This is a genomic window from Denitratisoma sp. DHT3, from assembly GCF_007833355.1.
In the GTDB taxonomy this organism is placed as follows: domain Bacteria; phylum Pseudomonadota; class Gammaproteobacteria; order Burkholderiales; family Rhodocyclaceae; genus Denitratisoma.
This window is the reverse complement of record NZ_CP020914.1, coordinates 3286793-3306633: the sequence shown is the minus strand read 5'-3', so window position 1 is coordinate 3306633 and position 19841 is coordinate 3286793. Positions and strand designations below refer to the sequence as shown.

Below are 19841 nucleotides of genomic sequence, written 5' to 3'. Positions count from 1 at the left end.
CGTCCTGCCGCCCCATGCCCCCATTAGGCTCTAGAATTCTCCCACCGTCCTCAACGACAACCCGACCTGACCCTCCCCGTTCCAGGCCTTTCCGCTTCAGCGAGCCCCCCATGAAAATCGATCTGCGCAAAATCTATCGCTTCGACCCCATTTCCCTTCAGGCCGACGGGATCTTGCCGCGAGGTGGCGATGTTTACTACGAATGCACCGAGTGCAGCCACATCATCAGTTCGGTTTCCCATTTGCCGGCCAGTTGCGATTGCGGCAACCTCAGCGGCGGCGAAGGCACCGTCACGATCAATGCGAAAGACAAGGTGACTCCTCTGCGCGGTAAGCTGCGTTGACGGCTGGCCTCAACGCCCCCCAGCGGGAAGCCATCCACTATCTCGACGGTCCCCTGCTGGTGCTGGCCGGGGCCGGCAGCGGCAAGACCCGGGTGATCACCCAGAAGATCGCCTACCTGGTGAAGGACTGCGGTTATTCGCCATCCAGGATCACCGCCATCACCTTCACCAACAAGGCCGCCAAGGAGATGAAGGAGCGGGCCGCGCAGCTGCTGGGCGACGGCGCCAGCGGAGGGCTGACCGTATCCACCTTCCACGCCCTGGGGGTGCGCATCCTGCGCCAGGAGGCGAAGGCGCTGGGGCTGAAGCCGGGCTTTTCCATCCTCGACGCCTCCGACGTGGGCGGGCTGTTCCAGGATTTGATGAAAAACGCCGACAAGGACCGGCGGCGCGCGGTGCAGAACCGCATTTCCCTGTGGAAGAACGCCCTGCTCGGCCCCGAGGAGGCCGCCGCCCAGGCGGCGGACGAGATGGAGCGGGCGGCAGCCCAGGTCTATGGCGAGTACGAGCGCACCCTGCGGGCCTACCAGGCGGTGGATTTCGACGATCTGATCCGCCTGCCGGTAAATCTGTTCGAGGCCAACCAGGAAGCCCTGGCCCGCTGGCAGAGCCGCATCTGGCATCTGCTGGTGGATGAATACCAGGACACCAACCGCTGCCAGTACCGCCTGATGAAACTGCTGGCCGGCCCCCGCGCCGCCTTCACCGCGGTGGGCGACGACGACCAGTCCATCTACGCCTGGCGCGGCGCCGACATCGGCAACATCCATCTGTTGCAGGAGGACTTCCCCCGCCTCAAGGTGATCAAGCTGGAGCAGAACTACCGTTCGACGGCGCGCATCCTGGCCGCCGCCAACGCGGTGATCGCCCACAATCCCAAGGTCTTCGAAAAGCGCCTGTGGTCCGACCTGGGCCACGGCGACGCGATCCACATCCAGATCTGCCGGGATGGCGAGCACGAGGCGGAATGGGTTGCCTCCCGGCTCACCGCCCATCGTTTCCAGCACCGGGGCAAGTGGTCGGACTACGCCATCCTCTACCGCGGCAATCACCAGGCCCGGGCGCTGGAGCAGCAACTGCGCAACCAGAAGGTGCCCTACGTGCTCTCCGGCGGTCAGTCCTTCTTCGAGCGCGCCGAGATCAAGGACATCACCAGCTACCTGCGACTGATGGCCAACCAGGACGACGATCCGGCCTTCATCCGCGCGGTCACCACGCCCAAGCGGGGCATCGGCGGCGCCACCCTGGAAACCCTGGGTCGCATCGGCGGCCAGCGCCACATCGGGTTGTTCTCCGCCGCCGTCGCGGTGGGAGTGGAACAGCATCTCAATCCACGGCAACTGGAAGCCGTGCGCACCTTCTGCCAGTTCATCGTCCGCATGGAATCGCGCGCCGGTCGCGAGCCGGCGCGGCAGGTGCTGGAGGACCTGCTGAAGGCCATCGACTACGAGGCCCACCTGTTCGAGACCCTGGAGCCGCGCGAGGCGGAAGGCAAATGGGCGAACGTGCGGGACTTCGTGGACTGGCTGGGCCGGCGCGGCGAGGAGGACGGCAAGAGCCTGCTGGAACTCGCGCAGACCGTGGCCCTGATCAGCATGCTGGACAAGAACGACCAGGAAACCGACGCGGTGCAACTGGCCACCCTGCACGCGGCCAAGGGCCTCGAATTCCGCCACGTGTTCCTGGTCGGCGTGGAAGAAGGCATCCTGCCCCATCGCGATTCCCTGGAGCCGGTCAAGCTGCAGGAGGAACGCCGCCTGATGTACGTCGGCATCACCCGCGCCCGCATGAGCCTCTATCTCAGTCACTGCAAGCGCCGCAAGACCGGCAAGGAATGGCGCGACTGCGAGCCTTCTCGTTTCATCGACGAAATGGGAAGCGACCTGCGGCGCGGCGGCGGCGATGAGGCCATTCCCGCCGCCGAGGAAAAACAGGCCGGCCGCGCCCGCTTCGCCCAGTTCAAGGCCCTGCTCAACAAGACCGGCACCGACGGCGCCTGAAAGCAGACAGGGCAGCCGGAGCCGCCCTGTCGATTTTTCCGTTCCGCAGCAGCCGGAACGGAAGCTCGCGAATCCCGCGACGCGGAACCCGGCGAGCCTGGCCTGCTATTTGGACTTGGCTTACTGGGGCTCCTTGAGGTTGCCGCCCGATTTGTTGACCATGTACACGATGGCCGAGGCCAGCTCCTTGTCGGTCGCGTCGGCGGCGCCCCCCTTGGGCGGCATCGCGTTCAGGCCATTGGTGGCGGACTTGAGCAGCCCGTCCAACCCCTTGGCGAGACGCGGCGCCCAAGCGCCCTTGTCGCCCACCTTCGGCGCATTCAGGGCGCCGGTGCCGTGACAGGCGTTGCAGGCGGACTGGAACAGATCCTCGCCGCTGCGCCCTCCCGCGGCACTACCCGCCGCACCCGCCAATTGAACCTGGGCGACAGGCTGGATACGGGCCAGCACCGCCTCTTCGTCGACCTTGGGCTTGCCGCCCATGGCGATGGCGGCGGAAGAAACGGAAAGGACGCTCAGCAGGGCGGCAATGCGCGGATTGAAATGGGACATGATGGACAAGGCCTCGAAACAGGACGCGAAGGAAGGTCCGGATTATAGCCAATCGAACAACGGGCATGGACTCGGAAACCGAAACGCGCTATCCTTCGCCCCCCTTTGCGCCCGTAGCTCAGCTGGATAGAGTACTGCCCTCCGAAGGCAGGGGTCGTGCGTTCGAATCGCGCCGGGCGCGCCAGTCATCAGTCAAGAGCGGGAGCCATTCGGCTCGCCGCTCTTCTTTTTTCTCCGTCACCAGTTCGGACGCTGCGATGACCGAGATCGGTTCAACGCCGATCAACTTCGCCAGCTTGATGCAGGCATACGCCGGCAGTCCCCGCCGGCTCGCTTTTGCTCCGCTTAATGCCTCTCGTTCTTGACCGAGATCGGCTCGGCGCATTCTCTTGATCCTGCGTCCCCCAATCCTCCCCCAGGATGGGGAATCCTCCAGAGAGGGAGGTTGAGTCGGTGGGCTTTATACCAACCATGACATTCAGCTTGAACACTTGTAATGACGAGAGCCATCTCCCTTCATACACCATCAAGCGCTTCCTAGCCTTGCCCACGTGACCCGTCACATCCGTGGTGACCGCCTGGTAGCCGAAAAAAGTGGGGCTACCCAAAATAAGGAATCACGCCCTTATCCGGATAGAGTATTTCGTAACATTGGAATGAAATGACCAGAGTTTTACCAGTCGATTCGAATGGAAGCAGAAACGGAGGCATCATGGCCCTGGAATCCCCAATACATTTTTCCAACAGAGGGAACCCCACCCCTCGTGGTGGCAGTGGGTTCTATAAAAACCTCCCTCTGCGCACAAAAGTGCTCTTGGCTCCAGCCGTCGGCGTCTTGTTGTTCATCGGCTTCCTTGTCTACACCATGGTGGCCACACTGGGTAACACCCAACGGCTTGACCGTATCCGCGACGTGACCTTTCCGACGCTGGAGGTGGCCACGATCAATGTGACCACCCTGGAAAAGATCACCGAAACATTGAATTCCGCCGCCGCGACCGGGGAGTCGGACATGGTGAAAACAGCGGACGGTCTTGCCGAGAACATCCGCCAGAACCTTCAGAAGTTCGCCAAACTGGACGAGGGGCAGCGAGCGGCCGCCGAACAGGCGTTGCAAACCTTTGACGGCTACTACGGCAAGGCGCAGAGCATATCCAACGCCCTGATCAGTGGCACCCTCGACATGGGGTCGGCAGGCGGCAACCTCGCCGAAATGAAAAAAGCCCTGGACGACACCAGGTTGCAGTTCAACAGCCTACGGGAAAACACGCTCAAGAATTTCACCGCGATGGTGGATGCGTCCTCCGCCACCTCTCGCCACATGATGGGCATTGGCCTCATTGGCGCCGTCGCCGTTGTCGCGGCGGCCTTGCTGGCCTGGTACATGGCATCGCTGATCACGCGCAGCGTGGCGACCGTGGTTCGATCCATGCGCGACATCGCTGCCGGCGAAGGCGACCTGACCCGCCGAATCACGCCCGAAACCGGCGATGAAATCGGCGAATTGGTCACCCGGTTCAATGAGTTCGTATCCAAGCTGCAAAAAGACATCGGCAGCCTGGTGGATTCCTTGAAGTCCCTGGAAGCCGCCGCCGCCGACATGGGCGGAGTGGTTTCCAATACCGAGGCCTTCGTCGCCCAGCAGCATGGCGTCGTTGCGGATGTGACCGAAGGCGTCAACTCCATTCGTACCGGAATTGAACAAGTTGCCCAAAGCGCCGAGAGCGCTTCCACGGCCGCCACCATGGCCGACGAAGTCACACAGACCAGTTACAGCGGTATCCAGACGACGATTTCGACCATCAACGGCCTGGCCGCCAGTGTGCAGCAGGCATTTACCGAGCTGGGCAATCTGCGCAACGACGCCGCGCGCATTGGCACAGTGGTCAACACCATCAAGGGGATCGCGGACCAGACCAATCTGCTCGCGCTCAATGCGGCCATTGAAGCTGCGCGCGCCGGAGAGCATGGAAGAGGTTTCGCCGTGGTGGCCGACGAGGTACGCAAGCTCTCGGGGCAGACACAGGAAGCCACCGTCGAGGTGGGCTCGATCGTCGACCAGGTCGACCGGACCATGTCGGCCCTGTCGAACATCATCGAAACCAGCCAGACCAAAGCGATCTCGAGCGTGGAGCAAATTACCGAGTCAGGCCACACGTTGCAGGAAATCACAGCCAAGGTGGGAACGATCCGGACCATGAACCATGAGATCGCCCGCGCAACCGAGCAACAGCAACAAGGCTCGGAGTCCATTACTCAGCGCATCACCGATCTGGAGTCCATCTCCAGCGCCTCCAACGCGCAGGCCAGGGCGCTGACTGAAATTTCACGAAAGATCAGCAATCTGACCCAGAGCCTCAAGAGCGTCTCGGGTCATTTCAAAATTTAATTCCAAACACGAAAAGGGAAATCACCATGAAAAAAAATCACGTTGCCCAGGTCATCCTGGCGACAGCCATCGGGACCTTGGGCGCCTCCGCCCAGGCCGTCGACTTCAAGCTTTCAGGCTTTGGCACCATTGGTGGCGCCATGACCAACACCGATAGCGTCGCCTACAGCACGGACACCAATGTACCGGGTGGGGCGCGCAAGGATTTCGAATTCATCGACAACAAAGTGGCGGTGCAAGGCGACTTGATCGTTGACGACAAACTGTCCTTCACCGCGCAGATCATGAGCAAACGCGGCTACGACAACAGCTATCGCCCGAAGGTGGAGTGGGGCTACGCCAAGTACAAGTTCACCCCCAACCTGTACGTTCGCGCCGGCCGCATGTATGCCGGCTCCTTCATGAACACCGATTTCGCCTTCGTCGGCTACGCCAACCTGCTGGTGCGCCAGCCCGTCGGCGTTTATGGCCCTCGCGCCACCCCCGGCCCCAACGATGGCATCGACGTGACCTGGAAGACCAATTCCGGGGACACGGTCTATACCGTGAGCGGAGGCACTGCGGTTACCCGCCTCCACAGTTATACGGGCGGCGGCTCCAAGAGTGACGACCTGCGCTGGCTCATCGGCAGCGCCGAGAATGGGCCGTGGATGGGTCGCATCAGCTATACGGAGGGAACTCTTGCGATCAACCACCTTGAGGCGAACGCCCTGATTGGCTTCATCGGCAACTTCGACCCCGCCTATGCCAACTTCATGCGCAATGATATCCGCCGCATTCCTTATTCCTTCACCGGCCTGGGCGGCACCTACGATGACGGCACCTGGCAGGTCCAAGCGGAATGGACCAAGTTGAAATTCGACTCGGCCCTCATGACTTCGGCCAACAATACCGGCTGGTACGTCACAGCCGGCCGCCGCATCGGCAACTTCACGCCCTATGCCAGCTATCTGCGCAACAAGAAGGATGGCAGCAGCGCGCCGATCGCTCCCGCCTCCCTGGCCGCGATTCCGGGCTACGGTCCGATTCTGGCGGGTGGCGTCAACGCGTTCACCGCGGCCGACCAGAGCCAGAAATCCGTCAGCCTCGGCGTGCGCTGGGACTTCATGAAAAATACCGCCCTCAAGTTCCAGTACGACCGTGTAATCACCAGCCCGAGCGACGGCTTCTTCTTCGAGGGCCGCACCGGCCAATATCCGGCTGGCTTCAACAAGAGCGCCAACGTCGTCAGCGCCGCGTTGGATTTCGTTTTCTAATTTAAAGGGGACCGACAATGAAAAAATCCATCAAGCTCATCAGCGCACTGGTCGCCACCCTCGGATTCGCCGCCGCGGCACACGCCGAAGTGGTGGTCATCGTCAACGCCGCCAACCCCACCGCCAGCCTGACGACGGAACAGGTCGGCAACATCTTCCTCGGCAAGATCACGGAAGTTCCGGGTGCCGGAGCCGCGTCGCCCTACGACCTGCCCGAATCCTCCTCCCTGCGGGAAGAGTTCTATACCAAGACCACCCAGAAATCCGCCGCTCAGGTAAAAGCCTACTGGTCCAAGCAGGTCTTCACGGGCAAGGGATACCCGCCCAAGGAAGTGGGAAACAGCGCCGAGGTGAAGAAGGGCGTCGCCAGCAACCCCGGTGGCATTGGCTACATCGAGAAGAGTGCCGTCGATGGCAGCGTAAAGGCGGTTCTGACGCTGCACTGAGCGTCCCGCCCTTACCCACCCATCAAACCCCGCCTCGGCGGGTAATGCCGTTCAGTTAACGCTGGACGGCATTTTCATTTTGTGCGCAAATGGTTGTAAACATCAGCAAAGGCTGTCGACTTTCGGCTTGATGGTTTCGAGCCGACTGCACGCGACGACGGATATTCTGCCCGTGGCCAACCTAGACCGGCTGGCGGAGCATCTGCTACTCCTGCGCACCCAGCTTCAATCGCCACCGTGGAAAAACGACGGAGCGCCAATAGCCCCCGTCTCGTCAAAGCCCTGCCCAAACGCCATACCGTCCGCTATCTCAATAAAAACATTAACTAAACGGCATTACCGCCGAAGCAAGCTTTTTGCTGTTCGGTGAGTCCTTACAATATTTTATGTAAGGTCGCTACGATGGCGATTGCGGCGGCGATCAGACTGCCAAGTTTAATTGTCATACGGTATTCCATTTCCCGTAGATCTGTCTTGGTGGCGACTTCGGCCACGGTCAAGGCGTTTTTCAGGGCATCATTGATCCCCTCGGCTTGATCCGACGTGAATCCCTTGCGCTCCAGGGTTTTCACGAATTCATGCGTGTCAAAGGTTAGGGCGGTCATCGAAATCTCCTTTTTTCCGAGTCTATCATCCCACTCCCCTATGAACCCCAGCAGCGCACAAACCTCACGGACCCATGATGTTTGAAGAAGTGATCGGCGCATACCTTTCTGCGAGGGGTCGTCTCAGAAAACGGAAAATAAAGCACGCTAAGCCGGTTGTGGCGGCCGTAGCGGTCTGAACTTGCCCACGGCACAGGAAATCAAGGCTTGCGATTCTCGAAAATGGTTCTTTAAATTGTATTCTCAATCGCCTACCATCTCGACGAGTTTCGATAAGAAAGGATGCCCATGCGACCGTCCGCCGTGCTTGACATGAAGCGAATCGCGGTGCGTGAGGCGGTAGGCCGCTTTCGCGCGGCGAACCCTCGCGTCTTCGGCTCGGTGCTGCACGGCACCGACCGAGATGGCAGCGACATTGATCTGTTGGTGGATGCGCTGCCAGGTGCGACGCTGCTTGATCTGGGCGGCTTGCAAGACGAACTGGAATCGCTGCTCGGCCTCCACGTCGATCTGCTGACGCCCAGCTGACCTGCCTCCGAAGTTCCGGGCCAAGGTGCTCGCGGAGGCGCGACCGATATGAGCGAGAACCGCCTGACCGACTACCTCGACCACATGCGGCAGGCCGCTACCGATGCCTGCGACTTCGTGGATGGCTTGGCCAAAGAGGATTTCCTTGAGGACAAGCGAACTCAGCAGGCCGTCATCATGAGCCTCATCATCATCGGCGAGGCCGTCACAAAGGTGATGGATGGCTATGCCGAATTTGCTCAGGCACACGGGGGCAAGTACCGTGGCGCAACAGGCTCGGCATGCGCAACCGTATCGCCCACGGCTACTTCGACATCACAAACGTTCGGCGCATGGTTTGATGCAATCCCATGTTGATTGGCTATGCACGCGTCTCGACGCAAGACCGGAACCTTGAGTTGCAACGCGAAGCCTTAACCAGGGCCGGATGCAAAAAGGTCTTTGAAGACAAGGTGAGCGGCACGCGGGCAGACCGGCCAGGCTTGGCCAAGACGCTCGAAATGTTGCGCGAAGGCGACACTTTGGTCGTCTGTAAACTCGACCGGCTGGGCCGCTCTGTCAAGCAACTGGTCGATCTGATCGGCGAACTACACAAACAAGGCGTCCAGTTCAGGAGCCTCACCGACTCCATAGACACCGGTACGCCATCCGGTCGGTTCTTCTTCCACGTCATGGCAAGCCTGGCCGAAATGGAGCGCGAGCTGACCGTCGAACGCACCCGCGCCGGACTGGAAGTCGCAAGGCAGCTTGGCCGTAAGGGTGGCCGCAAGCCCAAGATGACGGACAGCAAGATCAAGTCGGCCAAGAGATTGCTGGCCAGCGGCGTGCCGCCCAAGGACGTGGCCAAGAACCTCGGCGTGTCGGTTCCAGCGCTATACCGCTGGGTGCCAGCCACCGCGCACGCCTGACCACGACAAACCCGGCGGGCAAGGCGAAATTGATGGTACCCAAGTAGGGTATGGAGCATGTTTTCCAGTACCACATAGTCCTAGCATGGCCCGTTCGTGGCGGGGCGTTTCATGCTGCATTGCAGTATCGAAGCGGCCTTTCACCTCGTTGTTGATGTACCGCACCGGTATTTTCGAGTCAGTCCCGAAAATACCGAATGGATAGCCATCTATCTTTGTAATGGGAGACATAGATATGCAGAACCAAAAAAACTTATGGGTGGTGCGTGCCTTGCCGATGCTGATCGCCTCGGCGTTCGCCGGTAGCGCCCTCGCGGCGGAAAACCCGGAGAGCCAGAAACTGGAAGAGGTGGTGGTCACGGCGCAGAAGCGGGCGGAACGCCTGCAGGACGTGCCGATCTCCATCTCCGCCATCAGCGGCGGCCAGCTCGAGACTCGCGGCATCAAGGGCGCGTCCACATTGGAAGGCATGGTGCCGAACCTCAGCATGAAACATACGCCAGGCCAGTCCCTGGGCGGGAACGTCGGCATCCGCGGCATCACCTCCGGCCAGCCGGCCATCTGGCAGGATCCCAGTGTCGGTATCTATGTGGATGGCGTGTTCGTCGGCAAGAACCAGGGCGCCCTGTTCGACCTGGTGGACCTGGAACGGGTCGAGGTGCTGCGCGGCCCGCAGGGCACGCTCTTCGGCCGCAACACGGAAGGCGGCGCCGTGAGCCTGGTGACCCGCAAGCCGTCCGGCTACTTCAGCGGCAACGTGGGCTTCGAGATCGGCAACTACGGACACCACGTCGAGCGTGTTTCGGTGGACCTGCCCAAGGTCGGCATCACCAGCATCAGCTTCGCCCTGCGCAATGAAGAGCGGGACGGCTGGTCGAAAAACCCCAACGGCAAGGACTGGGGCAGCAAGGGCCGCACCGGCGCGCGCCTGGCCCTCAATTTCGACATCAGCCCGAAGTTCAAGGTGGATTACACCTACGACCTCACACGGGTCAACGAAACGCCGACGCCGACCTCGCTCTACAGCGATAGCGGTTATGGCCAACTCTATCCCGGTACGGCAGTCTCCCCGACGCCCAATCCGGCCTTCGGCCCCCTAACTGGCTATGGCACCTTGATGACGGGCGCCCTTTTCGCCAACGGCTTCAACGGCGTACCTCTCCCTTATTTCGATGATCCGAAACTGGCGAGCTTGAAGCAAGCCCGACAGTACAACATGCTGCCTGGAGTCAAGACGTTGCTGACCCCCCTGGCCAGCACCAGCTATCCGACGACGCTGGCGGGCACGGCCGGCCACAACTACTACCAGAAGCTGGACGTGGATGGTCAGATGCTGTCCGCGACCTACGAACTGAACGCCAACAACACGTTGAAGTACATCGGCTCCTATCGCAAGATGCATTTCGACGACAACAAGGATCTGGACGGTTCCGCGGCCTGGGTCTATGACGGCGGATTGAACACCGTCTACAGCACCTATTCCCACGAGTTCCAGTTGATCGGCAACACCGAGCGCTCGAATTACGTTGTGGGTTACTACCAGTTCAAGGACGACGGCGCGACCCTGTCCAGGACCAGTGGCTATTTCCTGACGATGGTCCCGGGCTACGCGGGATACCAGCACACTTGGTACCGCGTGACGTCGGATGCCAAGGCGCTCTTCGGCCAGGTGGACTTCAAGGTCAGCGACGACTTGACCGCGACCGTGGGTCTGCGTCGCACCACGGAGGAAAAAGGTGGCGCCTACTGGCGCACCGACACCTGCCCGGTCAACGGCAGTCTGCTGAATCTCGCCGCCATCGGTGCGATGTGCCCCACTGGACCGGTGGCTTATCAGGTCGACCGCAACAACGGCTTCGTCTATTCGCCCTCCAAGAGCACGGTCTCCTTCTCCGCCACGACGCCGGTATTCGCCCTGAACTACAAGGTGAACGACGGTCTGAACGTCTATGGCCGCCTCGCCAAGGGCTTCAAGAGCGGCGGCTTCCCCGGGGAAGCATCCTATGTGACGGATGCCCAGGGCAACGTGCTTTCCGATCCGCGCAAGCCCTTCATGGATGAACGCTCCACCGCCTTCGAGGTCGGCTTCAAGTCCAACTTCTGGGACGGCAAGGCCCAGCTGAGCGCCGCCCTGTTCCGCACCGACGTCACCAACTTCCAGGGCTCCATCCTGCCGCCGGGTACCTTGTCGCCGACGATGGAAAACGCCGGCAAGGCGCGCTACCAGGGTCTGGAGATCGAGGGCATGGTGGTCCTGGCGCCCGGCTGGCGCATGCAGTTCGGCTACGGCTACCTGGACCCCAAGTTCATCGACCTGATGAACTACAACTATCTGGGCCAGCTGGTGAACTCCGCCGGCAACACCCGGACGCCCATGGCGCCGAAGCACACCTTCAACATGACCCTGGACGGGCGTCTGGCGAAGACGGAATGGGGCACCCTGCGCGGTATCGTGGATGTCAGTTATACCGGGAAGTACTATTCCTATGGCGCCCAGATCGTCGCGGCCGACCCCAATGGCTCCATGGGCAACACCGAGGCCTTCTCCACAGTCAAGGCGCTGACCAACGTCAATGCCCGGCTGTTGCTGGCCAACATTCCGATCGGCGGCCCCGGCGCGGCTGACATGTCGCTCTGGGTGCGCAACCTGACCGACAACAGGGAGAAGGTCACCGGCATCGACTTCGGTGGTCTCTTCCAGGTTGCCAACTGGACCGAACCCCGGACGTACGGGATGTCCTTCAACTACAAGTGGTAGCATCTTTCGCCGGGCTCCCAGGGGGGAGTCCGGCGAAGCAGCGCGAAGGCGGGCCCCCAGGGAGGCCCGCCGGGTCGCCTGCCCTGTCAGCATTACCTGAATTGGGCAATTGGCGACGAGTCCCCCGGGTCGGCTTGAATATGATGCGCCTACGAACATAGGATTGCCGCCCCATTCGACGGGGAGATCATCATAATCAAGGAAGGGGATGCAATGGATATCGATCTGGATTTGACACTGACCGAGGAGATGCTGGCCATCCGGGAAAGCTGCCGTCGGTTTGCCACCGAGGTGCTGCGCCCGCTTGCGGCCAAGCTGGACCGCATGGACCCCGAGGCCGTGATCGCCAAGGACTCCCCGCTCTGGGACGGCCTGGAGAAGTTCAAGGCCCTGGGCCTGGTGGGCATGCCCGAATGCTACGGCGACGATCTGACGCCCGCCCAGCGCACCCTGATGCACAGCATCGTCTGCGAGGAACTGGCCTGGGGCGACGTCGGCCTGTTCATCACCTACGCCCTCTACAACATGGCGCCCGGCGTGGCCAAGGCCTACGGACGCCAGGATCTGGTGGACTTCTTCAGCCAGCGGGACGAGATTTTCTGCCTGGCCTTGACCGAGCCCAACCACGGCTGCGACATGGTGGGCTTCTCCGAAGCCTCCTTCCGCGATCCCAAGGGCCGCGCCGATCTGCGCGTGCGCCGGGACGGCGACGATTTCATCCTCAACGGCCAAAAGGCGGCCTGGGTCTCCTGCGGCACCATCGCCGGCAGCGCGGTGCTCTTCGCCACCTATGAGGATTCCAAAGAGGGTCGCGCCGACGGCGTCGTGTTCCTGCTGCCCCTCGACCTGCCGGGCATCAGCCGGGGCAAGCCGCTGGACAAGATCGGCCAGCGCACCCTGAATCAGGGCGAGATCTTCTTCGACAACGTGCGCGTGCCGCGCCAGTTCTTCCTGATGGACGGCCCCGCCATCTACCCCCACGTGCTGGGCGCCACCCTGCGCGACGCCAACATCGCCATGGGCCAGCAATTCATCGGCGTGGCCCGTGCCGCCTACGATCACGCCCTGGCCTACGCCAAGGAACGCGTCCAGGGCGGCGTGCCCATCATCCAACATCAGGCGGTGAAGCTGCGCCTGTTCAACATGTTCTCCAAGCTGACGGCCGCCCGCTCCCACGTGCGCCGCATCGCCATGGCCAACGCCACGCGGGATGGCGGGCTGCCCTTCCCCTATGCCGCCACGGCCAAGGTCGTGGCGACCCAGACCTGCCTGGACCTGGCCCACGAAGCCATCACCATGTTCGGCGGTTACGGCCTGTGCCGCGAATATCCCGTCGAGAAGCTGTTCCGCGACGCCCGCGCCTCCCTGATCGAGGACGGCGAGAACACCATGCTGGCCCTGATGGCCGTATCCCATTTCTGACCCCCCCTGTAATTTCGGAGTAATGACCATGGAATTGAGAGAAGTTATCGGCTCCCGCCGCTCCTACCGCTATCTGGACCCCGATCGTCCCGTCGAGGTCGAGAAGATTCAGCGCATGCTGGAAGCGGCGCGCATCGCCTCCCATTTCGGCAACAACAACGCGGTCCAGGCGCTGGTGGTAGATCGTCGCACCGCCACCCAGGAGCAGTTGGATTCCCTGCCCTCCCCCGTGGGCGGCTTCCAGATCCAGAACGCGCCGATCATCATCCTCTGGTACGTCCATGGCCCCGCCCTGGATCAGGCTTCCGAGCGCCTGCGGGAACTGGTGGCCTGCGGCGCCCTGGGTTATGGCGAAGGCCGCTATGAGGAGCTGGAAAAGACCCTGGTGCCGATCTTCGAGCGGGCCGGCCCCAACCTGCGCCTGCCGGGCATGACCGACATGGATCTGGGCCAGGCCGTGGCCCAGGCGACCCTGATGGCGATCGAACAGGGCCTGGGCTGCTGCTGTCAGGGCTCCGCCAACTGGAAGAAGGTGGAGAAGGCTTTCGGCTTCTCCGACGACCAGCGCATCGTCGTCGTGCAGACCGTCGGCTACCCGCTGGAATCCAAGGAGGCGGGCGGCCAGCGGCCCCGCCTGCCGTTCGAGCAGCTGTTCCAGTACAACGCCCTGGGCAACCCCTTCCCCCGTTCCCAGGCGGTGGTGGACGAACTGACCCAGAGCAAGTTCTTCCAGGCCCCGGCCAAGCTGCCCGGCCGCGAGGAGGAAGTGGAAGCGATCCGCCAGAAATACAATCTGCCCCGCTGCGGCATGATTTAAACCGGCCCAGTCGGAACAAACTTGTCCAGGAGACCGTGACATGAGAGTGAATGCAGTCGTCGCCGGCGTGGGCATGACCCCTTTCGGCAAACATTTGGATAAGAGCATCAAATGGCTGGGTGGCCAGGCCGTGCTCGATGCCATCAAGGATGCCGGCATCCGCCCCGAGGAGATCGAGGCGGCCTACGTCGGCAACTGTGCCGCCGGCACGGTCACCGGCCAGGAGTCGATCCGCGGCCAGGTGGTGCTGAGTTCGGTGGGTCTGGGCAAGTTTCCCATCATCAACATCGAGAATGCCTGCGGCAGCGGCTCCACGGCGCTGAACCAGGCCTGCATGATGGTTTCCGCCGGCTACTACGACGTGGTGCTGGTGGTGGGCTTCGAGAAGCTCTACCACGAGAACAAGGCCATCAGCTACGCGGCCTTCAACGGCGCCATCGACGTCGAGGAACGCGACAAGTTCCTCGCCCAGATGAGCGCCGGCCAGTCCGAGGGTTCCGGCACCAGCCGTTCCATGTTCGCCGATTTCTACGGCGTGCTGGCGCGGGAGTTCATGGCCAGCCATGGCACCAGCATCGAGCATTTCGCCATGGTCTCGGCCAAGACCTCCTTCCATGGCAGCCTCAACCCGCGCGCCCAGTTCCAGAACGCCATGACGGTCGAGGAAGTGCTGGCCCAGCCGGTGATCGTCGATCCCCTGACCCGGCCGATGATCTGCCCCCTGGCCGACGGCGGCGCGGCGGCGGTGATCGTCAGCGAACGCAAGGCGCGGCAGTTGGGCATCGCCAAGCCGGTGCGGGTGGTGTCCTCGGTGGTGCATTCCTTCTTCGAACATCCCGATGGCGCGGCGGAGAACGTCACCAGCCTGTCCATCGAGGAAGCCTATTACGAGGCCGGCGTCGGCCCCAAGGATCTGAGCCTGGTGGAACTGCACGACTCCTCCGTCGTCACCGAGATGCTCACCTACGAGCACCTCGGCCTGTGCAAGCCCGAGGAGATCGCCGGCTGCGTCGAGCGGGGCGACTTCCGCCTCGGCGGCCGCCTGCCGGTGAACACCTCCGGCGGCCTGCTGCGCAAGGGCCATCCGGTCGGCGCCTCCGGCGTCGCCCAACTGTGCGAGGTCACCTGGCAGTTGCAGGGCCGGGCCGGTCAGCGCCAGGTGGAAGGCGCCCGCGTCGGCCTGTGCCACAACGGCGGCGGCAACCTGGGCAACGACACGGCGGTGATGAACATCACCATCGCGATGCGGTAAGGGGGAATGCTCACTCCCCCTCGCCCCCTCCGGGGGGCGTGTGCCGCTTTCCTCGTTTTTCCCTTTCCCCTTTCCCTTTGGGCCAGCCCGATGGGAAAGCTGCTTTTTTACGGTAAATGATTGGTAAAGACATGGCCGAACTCAATCCGATGATCCTCTCCCATCTGATCGCCCTCAAGGCCGAACAGCAGCCCGACCGGGACATCCTGACCTTCGAGCACCTGAGCCTGGACGGCGGCAAGACGCCCGACGAGGTGCGCACCTACGCGGATTTGCAGAAGAACGGCAACCGCATCGCCGCCTACCTTGCGGCCAAGGGCATCCGGAAGGGCGATCGCTTCGTGATCTCCCTGCGCAACCATCCCGAGTTCGTCGAGGCCATGGTGGCGACCTCCATCGTCGGCGCCGTCTTCGTGCCGGTGGACCCGCGCACCAAGGGCGAAAAGCTGGCCTTCATGATCAACAATTCGGACAGCCAGGGCATCCTCTGCGCCGACTACAACCTGGCCGAGGTAGCGGCGGTCCGCGCCCAGTGCCCGCAACTGAAGTGGGTGCTGGTGCTGAACTCCGGCGAGAACGGCGTATCCCCGGGGGATTTCTCCGGGGTGGACGACATCGCCGCGGTGCTGTCCCGCGACGTGCCGCCCGTGCCCCGCGCCGAGCTGACGCTGGCCGATCCGTTCCAGATCATCTACACCTCCGGCACCACCGGCGACCCGAAGGGCATCGTCGGCGGCGTGGGCCGCTTCGGCGGCACCGGCATGATGGGCCAGCTCTTCGGCTATGCCGAGGATGAGCGGCCCTATACCGGGCTTTCCTTCACCCACAACAACGCCCAGGCCACGGCCCTGTGCCCGGCGCTGTTCGGCGGCTACCGGGCGGTGTTCAGCCGCAAGTTCACCAAGTCCAGGCTCTGGGACGTGGCGCGCAAGTACGGCTGCACCAGCTTCTCGGTGCTGGGCGGCATGGCCACGGCCATCTACAGCGAACCGCCGAAGGCCGACGACCGTGACAATCCGGTGCGGCTCGTGGTCAGCGGCGGCATGCCCGGCGCGATCTGGGCGGCCTTCGAGGAGCGCTTCGGCGTCAAGATCTTCGAGATCTACGGCGCCAGCGACGGCGGCGGCATGGCCTTCAAGCGGCCGGGGGAAGGCCCCATCGGTTCCTTCGGCAAGGCGATGCCCGGCTACGAGATGAAAGTTCTCGACGACGCCGGCAACGAATGCCTGCCCGGCGTGGTGGGCGAGATCTGCTGCCGTCCCGCGCAGGGCAGCACGGTGTCGGTGGAAGTGGAATACCACGGCAACCCCGATGCCTCGAAGAAGAAGGTCCGCGACGGCTGGAACCGCAGCGGCGACATGGGCCACGGCGACGCCGAAGGCTGGCTCTATTTCGACTACCGCAAGGGCGGCGGCATCCGCCACAACGGCGACTTCATCAATCCCAGCTTCGTCGAGAAGGTGGTGGCCGAGCACGGCGACGTCGATGACGTCTTCGTCTACGGCGTGCCGGCGGCTTCCGGCGCCCCCGGCGAGCGCGACGTGGTCGCCGCCGTGGTGCCCCGCGACTCGGCCAGCTTCGATCCGCGCGCGGTGTTCGCCCATTGCCGGCAGGGTCTGGAACCGAATTTCGTGCCCAGCTATCTCCAGGTGGTGGACGAGATTCCGAAGACAGCCTCGGAAAAGCCGCAGGAGCGTTTCCTGCTGGAATTGTTCGCCCTCGATGCGCCGGGCGTCCACCGGGAACGATGAGCGGCGCGGGGCTTCCCTTCGCCCCCTCCCCCAACCCCTCTCCCGACGGGAGAGGGGAGCCTCCAGAAGTCGCCATGCGGCTTTCACGTGAATGACGATGTACGTCGAATTGCAGCGTTCCGGCGACGGCCCGCTGCTGGCGCCCCTGCCGCCGGCGACCCTCGCCGCGCTCTGCCGCCGCGCGTTCGGCCCCATGGAACCCATGGCGGCGGCGGAATTGCTGCGCTCCGGCCGTTTCAACACCACCTACCGGATCACCCTGGGCAGCGGCCGCACCGTGATCCTGCGCGTCGCCCCGCCGTCCACGGCGCACCTGTTTTCCCATGAACGCGGCCTGCTGCGCCGCGAATACGCGGTGCAGCCGGTGCTCCGGGAGGCGGTGCGCCAGGTGCCGCGCCTGCTGTTCCAGGATTTCTCGCAACAACTGCTGGCACGGGACTACGTGTTCCTCGAATGTCTTCCCGGCCGCCTCTGGGACGAGCTGCAAGGCAGCCTCTCGCCGCGCCGGAACGAGGCGCTGTGGCGCCAGTTGGGCGGCCTGGTGCGCGCCATCCACGACCGCGCCGGCGCGGCCTACGGCCGGCCCGGCGCCGAGGCCGGCTTCGCCTGCTGGAGCGCCGCCGTGCTGGCGGACATCGACGGCCTGATCGGCGATTTGCGGCAACTCGGGCTGGACACGGCGGCGGCCGAGGTGTTCCGCGCCCAGGTGCTCGCCCACGAATCGGCGCTCGACCGCTGCGGTCCGCCGCGCCTGCTGCACGGCGACCTGTGGCCGAAGAACATCCTGATCGATCCGACGGGCGAAGTCCCCGTCATCACCGGGCTGCTGGACGCGGAACGGGCCCGCTGGGGCGATCCTGCGGCGGAATGGATCTTCGGCTTCCTGGCGATACCGGAGGCCTTCTGGACCGCCTATGGCGCCAATCTCTCGGGCCCGGCGCTGGCGCCGGAAGCCCTGCCGCGCCGGCACATCTACAACGGACGCGGCGCCCTGCAACTGATGCTGGAAGCCTGGCGCTGGCGACTCGACGACGGCTTCGCCCGGCGCATCCTGGCGGAGAGCATCGACGGCTTGCGGGCGACGACCCGGCCGCCGATACGGAACCGGGATGCGGGCGACGGCAGGAGCGCCACCGCGCCGCGCTCAGGTTGCACGCCCCCGCCGCTGGTGCCCGCCCTGCCGTGACTCAATGCGGGAGATAGGCGCCGCCATTCACGTCCAATGCAGCGCCGGTCACCATGCTCGAATAATCGGAAGCGAGGAAGATCACCGGCTTGGCGCATTCGGTATCGGTCGGAATGATGTTCAGCGCGTGCATCCTGGCGATCTCCCCCTTGATGGCGTCCTCGGGCACGCCCAGGGTTTCGGCCTGGCGCTTGACGTGGCCCTCGACCGCCGGCCCCCACATCCAGCCGATGAACGCCGAGTTGATGCGGATGCCGGCCGGGCCGTATTCGAGCGCCAGATGAGCGGTGGCGCTGGCCAGTGCCGCCTTGGAGGCCGCATAGTCGATCTGGCCCAGCATCGGCTTGTGCACCGTCATGGTGTTCACCATCACCACCGAGCCGCCACCCTGCCGCTTCATGATCGGCAGCACCGCCTGGGTCAGGGTGAGGGTGCCGAACAGATTCACCTTGAAAGCCTGCTCCCAGTCCGCCAGCGAACTGCCCTCGAACGGCGCTTGCGTGCCGCCGTGATAGGCGCTGTTGATCAACGCATCGATGCGCCCGAAGCGCTCCATGGTCCGCTCCACGACCCGCGCCACGTCGTCGGCATTGCTGATGTCCGCCGGCGTCTTCAGCACCTCGCAGCCGGGAATCTCGCTCCCGATCAGGCGTTCCGTTTCGTCGAGCCGCTCCGCGGTCCGCGCCAGCAGCACGACCTTGGCACCCTGGCGGGCCGCCTCCTGCGCGAGCTTCACGCCCAGGCCGGGGCCGATTCCGCTGACGATCGTCACTTTGTCCTTGAGCAGCATGATGAGTCTCTCCTGTTGTCCTGAAAATCCCGGTTTGAATTTGAACCACGGCGATGTGCTCCAACGCTCGTGTCATCGCATCCATCAGTAGCAACCTTCAGCGGCAAATAGCCTTCACCTGCTGATACAGCCCCGGCAGATCGCCCTGAATCGTCTTCCAGACGATTTCCAGATCCACCTTGTCGTAGCCGTGCGAGACACGGTTACGCATCGTGTACATGACGAGCCAGGGGATGTCGTCGTGCTGGGCCGCGAACTCCGGCGCTACGCGCTGAATGTTGTTCGACGCCTCGCCGATGATCTCGATGTTGCGGATCACCGCGTCCTGCACCAGTTCGCTGTTCAGGAATGTGGTCTCATCCATGTCCGCCGTATAGCGGTCGATGCGCTCGATGGCCTTCAGGATGTGGCTGAGATAGTCGGGGACGCGCAGGAGCTTGGTCATACCGGCACCGCCTCGGCCAGTACTACGCTGCGGAATTTGTCAGGCAGCGCCCTGGGCGTCAGCACATCGACCGACACGCCAAGCAGGCGTTGCAGTTCGACTTGAATGGCGGCCACGTCCATCAGCGTCGTCTCCGGCGTCGGGTCGACGAGGATGTCAAGATCGCTGCTGTCCGTGTCCTGCCCGCGCAGCACGGAACCGAACACCCGAGCGTTGCGGGCGCGGTGAGACTCGACCACACGCCGAATGGCGGCACGGTTCGCAGCCAAGGCTTCAGATGGCTTCATGCGTTCTCCCACGACATAATCCAGTCCATGATAGAGCAACGCCGGGCACAGCAGACAACAACGGAATCCGGTTTCACATCAGGATGATGGGAGACGGTTCAGACA

The 19841-nt window shown here is 63.2% G+C and carries 17 protein-coding genes, 1 tRNA gene and 2 pseudogenes; 15 read left to right on the top strand and 5 right to left on the bottom strand.

Features of this window, described 5'->3' with window-relative positions; all coding sequences use genetic code 11:
* The first annotated feature begins 110 nt into the window (after positions 1-110).
* Positions 111-344 (top strand): hypothetical protein, encoded by a 234-nt coding sequence (locus tag B9N43_RS15295; protein ID WP_145843058.1) that lies wholly within the window; start codon positions 111-113, stop codon positions 342-344.
* A complete protein-coding gene (locus B9N43_RS15290) occupies positions 341-2344 on the top strand; it encodes a UvrD-helicase domain-containing protein (RefSeq protein ID WP_145843056.1) in 2004 nt (667 codons plus the stop codon). The genes B9N43_RS15295 and B9N43_RS15290 overlap by 4 nt, the downstream gene beginning before the upstream one ends.
* Before the next feature lie 120 nt (positions 2345-2464).
* Here the strand turns inward: B9N43_RS15290 and B9N43_RS15285 are convergent, their stop codons facing one another.
* Entirely contained in the window at positions 2465-2896 is a 432-nt protein-coding gene (locus B9N43_RS15285) for a c-type cytochrome (RefSeq protein WP_145843055.1), read from the bottom strand.
* 107 nt (positions 2897-3003) lie between these two features.
* Between B9N43_RS15285 and B9N43_RS15280 the strand changes: the two genes are divergently transcribed.
* The 4 genes from B9N43_RS15280 to B9N43_RS15265 all read left to right on the top strand — a co-directional run bounded on the left by B9N43_RS15280 (position 3004) and on the right by B9N43_RS15265 (position 6987).
* Positions 3004-3080: transfer RNA gene (locus tag B9N43_RS15280), tRNA-Arg, on the top strand.
* A gap of 528 nt (positions 3081-3608) precedes the next feature.
* Positions 3609-5285: a methyl-accepting chemotaxis protein gene (locus B9N43_RS17245; RefSeq protein WP_186453861.1), complete on the top strand. Its 1677-nt coding sequence runs from the start codon at positions 3609-3611 to the stop codon at positions 5283-5285.
* 26 nt (positions 5286-5311) lie between these two features.
* Entirely contained in the window at positions 5312-6541 is a 1230-nt protein-coding gene (locus B9N43_RS15270) for a hypothetical protein (protein ID WP_145843054.1), read from the top strand.
* Between the two features lie 17 nt (positions 6542-6558).
* A complete protein-coding gene (locus B9N43_RS15265; RefSeq protein WP_145843053.1) occupies positions 6559-6987 on the top strand; it encodes a substrate-binding domain-containing protein in 429 nt (142 codons plus the stop codon).
* A 374-nt stretch (positions 6988-7361) separates the two neighbouring features.
* Here the strand turns inward: B9N43_RS15265 and B9N43_RS15260 are convergent, their stop codons facing one another.
* Entirely contained in the window at positions 7362-7592 is a 231-nt protein-coding gene (locus B9N43_RS15260; protein WP_145843052.1) for a coiled-coil domain-containing protein, read from the bottom strand.
* Positions 7593-7880: 288 nt separating this feature from the next.
* Here B9N43_RS15260 and B9N43_RS15250 point away from each other — a divergent pair.
* From B9N43_RS15250 to B9N43_RS15210, 9 genes and pseudogenes are all read left to right on the top strand, one after another.
* Positions 7881-8172: pseudogene (locus B9N43_RS15250) on the top strand (nucleotidyltransferase family protein).
* Positions 8169-8437: pseudogene (locus B9N43_RS15245) on the top strand (DUF86 domain-containing protein); the annotation flags it as partial. The pseudogenes B9N43_RS15250 and B9N43_RS15245, both read left to right, overlap by 4 nt.
* A gap of 33 nt (positions 8438-8470) precedes the next feature.
* Complete coding sequence (locus tag B9N43_RS15240; protein ID WP_145843049.1) at positions 8471-9028, top strand: recombinase family protein; 558 nt, start codon at positions 8471-8473, stop codon at positions 9026-9028.
* 235 nt (positions 9029-9263) lie between these two features.
* Positions 9264-11786: a TonB-dependent receptor gene (locus B9N43_RS15235; RefSeq protein ID WP_186453860.1), complete on the top strand. Its 2523-nt coding sequence runs from the start codon at positions 9264-9266 to the stop codon at positions 11784-11786.
* 213 nt (positions 11787-11999) lie between these two features.
* Entirely contained in the window at positions 12000-13208 is a 1209-nt protein-coding gene (locus tag B9N43_RS15230; protein ID WP_145843047.1) for an acyl-CoA dehydrogenase family protein, read from the top strand.
* A 28-nt stretch (positions 13209-13236) separates the two neighbouring features.
* Positions 13237-14025, top strand: coding sequence for a nitroreductase family protein (locus B9N43_RS15225; RefSeq protein ID WP_186453859.1), 789 nt, complete (start codon positions 13237-13239; stop codon positions 14023-14025).
* 40 nt (positions 14026-14065) lie between these two features.
* Positions 14066-15277: a thiolase family protein gene (locus B9N43_RS15220; RefSeq protein ID WP_145843045.1), complete on the top strand. Its 1212-nt coding sequence runs from the start codon at positions 14066-14068 to the stop codon at positions 15275-15277.
* 131 nt (positions 15278-15408) lie between these two features.
* A complete protein-coding gene (locus tag B9N43_RS15215) occupies positions 15409-17028 on the top strand; it encodes an AMP-binding protein (protein WP_145843044.1) in 1620 nt (539 codons plus the stop codon).
* Between the two features lie 91 nt (positions 17029-17119).
* The gene (locus tag B9N43_RS15210; RefSeq protein ID WP_145843043.1) at positions 17120-18214 is read left to right on the top strand and encodes a phosphotransferase family protein; all 1095 of its coding nucleotides are present in this window, start codon (positions 17120-17122) and stop codon (positions 18212-18214) included.
* A 1-nt stretch (position 18215) separates the two neighbouring features.
* Here B9N43_RS15210 and B9N43_RS15205 read toward each other — a convergent pair whose 3' ends face one another.
* The 3 genes from B9N43_RS15205 to B9N43_RS15195 form a co-directional block, all read right to left on the bottom strand.
* Positions 18216-19004: an SDR family oxidoreductase gene (locus B9N43_RS15205; RefSeq protein ID WP_145843042.1), complete on the bottom strand. Its 789-nt coding sequence runs from the start codon at positions 19002-19004 to the stop codon at positions 18216-18218.
* Positions 19005-19101: 97 nt separating this feature from the next.
* Positions 19102-19449: a DUF86 domain-containing protein gene (locus tag B9N43_RS15200; protein WP_145843041.1), complete on the bottom strand. Its 348-nt coding sequence runs from the start codon at positions 19447-19449 to the stop codon at positions 19102-19104.
* The gene (locus B9N43_RS15195; RefSeq protein ID WP_145843040.1) at positions 19446-19736 is read right to left on the bottom strand and encodes a nucleotidyltransferase family protein; all 291 of its coding nucleotides are present in this window, start codon (positions 19734-19736) and stop codon (positions 19446-19448) included. The genes B9N43_RS15200 and B9N43_RS15195 overlap by 4 nt, the downstream gene beginning before the upstream one ends.
* Positions 19737-19841: the final 105 nt, after the last annotated feature.

Excerpts from the sequence above, each read along its gene's own strand:
- B9N43_RS15295 (WP_145843058.1), top strand. The coding sequence starts at position 111 with ATGAAAATCGATCTGCGCAAAATCTATCGCTTCGACCCCATTTCCCTT.
- B9N43_RS15285 (WP_145843055.1), bottom strand. The coding sequence starts at position 2,896 with ATGTCCCATTTCAATCCGCGCATTGCCGCCCTGCTGAGCGTCCTTTCC.
- B9N43_RS17245 (WP_186453861.1), top strand. The coding sequence starts at position 3,609 with ATGGCCCTGGAATCCCCAATACATTTTTCCAACAGAGGGAACCCCACC.
- B9N43_RS15270 (WP_145843054.1), top strand. The coding sequence starts at position 5,312 with ATGAAAAAAAATCACGTTGCCCAGGTCATCCTGGCGACAGCCATCGGG.
- B9N43_RS15265 (WP_145843053.1), top strand. The coding sequence starts at position 6,559 with ATGAAAAAATCCATCAAGCTCATCAGCGCACTGGTCGCCACCCTCGGA.
- B9N43_RS15260 (WP_145843052.1), bottom strand. The coding sequence starts at position 7,592 with ATGACCGCCCTAACCTTTGACACGCATGAATTCGTGAAAACCCTGGAG.
- B9N43_RS15240 (WP_145843049.1), top strand. The coding sequence starts at position 8,471 with ATGTTGATTGGCTATGCACGCGTCTCGACGCAAGACCGGAACCTTGAG.
- B9N43_RS15235 (WP_186453860.1), top strand. The coding sequence starts at position 9,264 with ATGCAGAACCAAAAAAACTTATGGGTGGTGCGTGCCTTGCCGATGCTG.
- B9N43_RS15230 (WP_145843047.1), top strand. The coding sequence starts at position 12,000 with ATGGATATCGATCTGGATTTGACACTGACCGAGGAGATGCTGGCCATC.
- B9N43_RS15225 (WP_186453859.1), top strand. The coding sequence starts at position 13,237 with ATGGAATTGAGAGAAGTTATCGGCTCCCGCCGCTCCTACCGCTATCTG.
- B9N43_RS15220 (WP_145843045.1), top strand. The coding sequence starts at position 14,066 with ATGAGAGTGAATGCAGTCGTCGCCGGCGTGGGCATGACCCCTTTCGGC.
- B9N43_RS15215 (WP_145843044.1), top strand. The coding sequence starts at position 15,409 with ATGGCCGAACTCAATCCGATGATCCTCTCCCATCTGATCGCCCTCAAG.
- B9N43_RS15210 (WP_145843043.1), top strand. The coding sequence starts at position 17,120 with ATGACGATGTACGTCGAATTGCAGCGTTCCGGCGACGGCCCGCTGCTG.
- B9N43_RS15205 (WP_145843042.1), bottom strand. The coding sequence starts at position 19,004 with ATGCTGCTCAAGGACAAAGTGACGATCGTCAGCGGAATCGGCCCCGGC.
- B9N43_RS15200 (WP_145843041.1), bottom strand. The coding sequence starts at position 19,449 with ATGACCAAGCTCCTGCGCGTCCCCGACTATCTCAGCCACATCCTGAAG.
- B9N43_RS15195 (WP_145843040.1), bottom strand. The coding sequence starts at position 19,736 with ATGAAGCCATCTGAAGCCTTGGCTGCGAACCGTGCCGCCATTCGGCGT.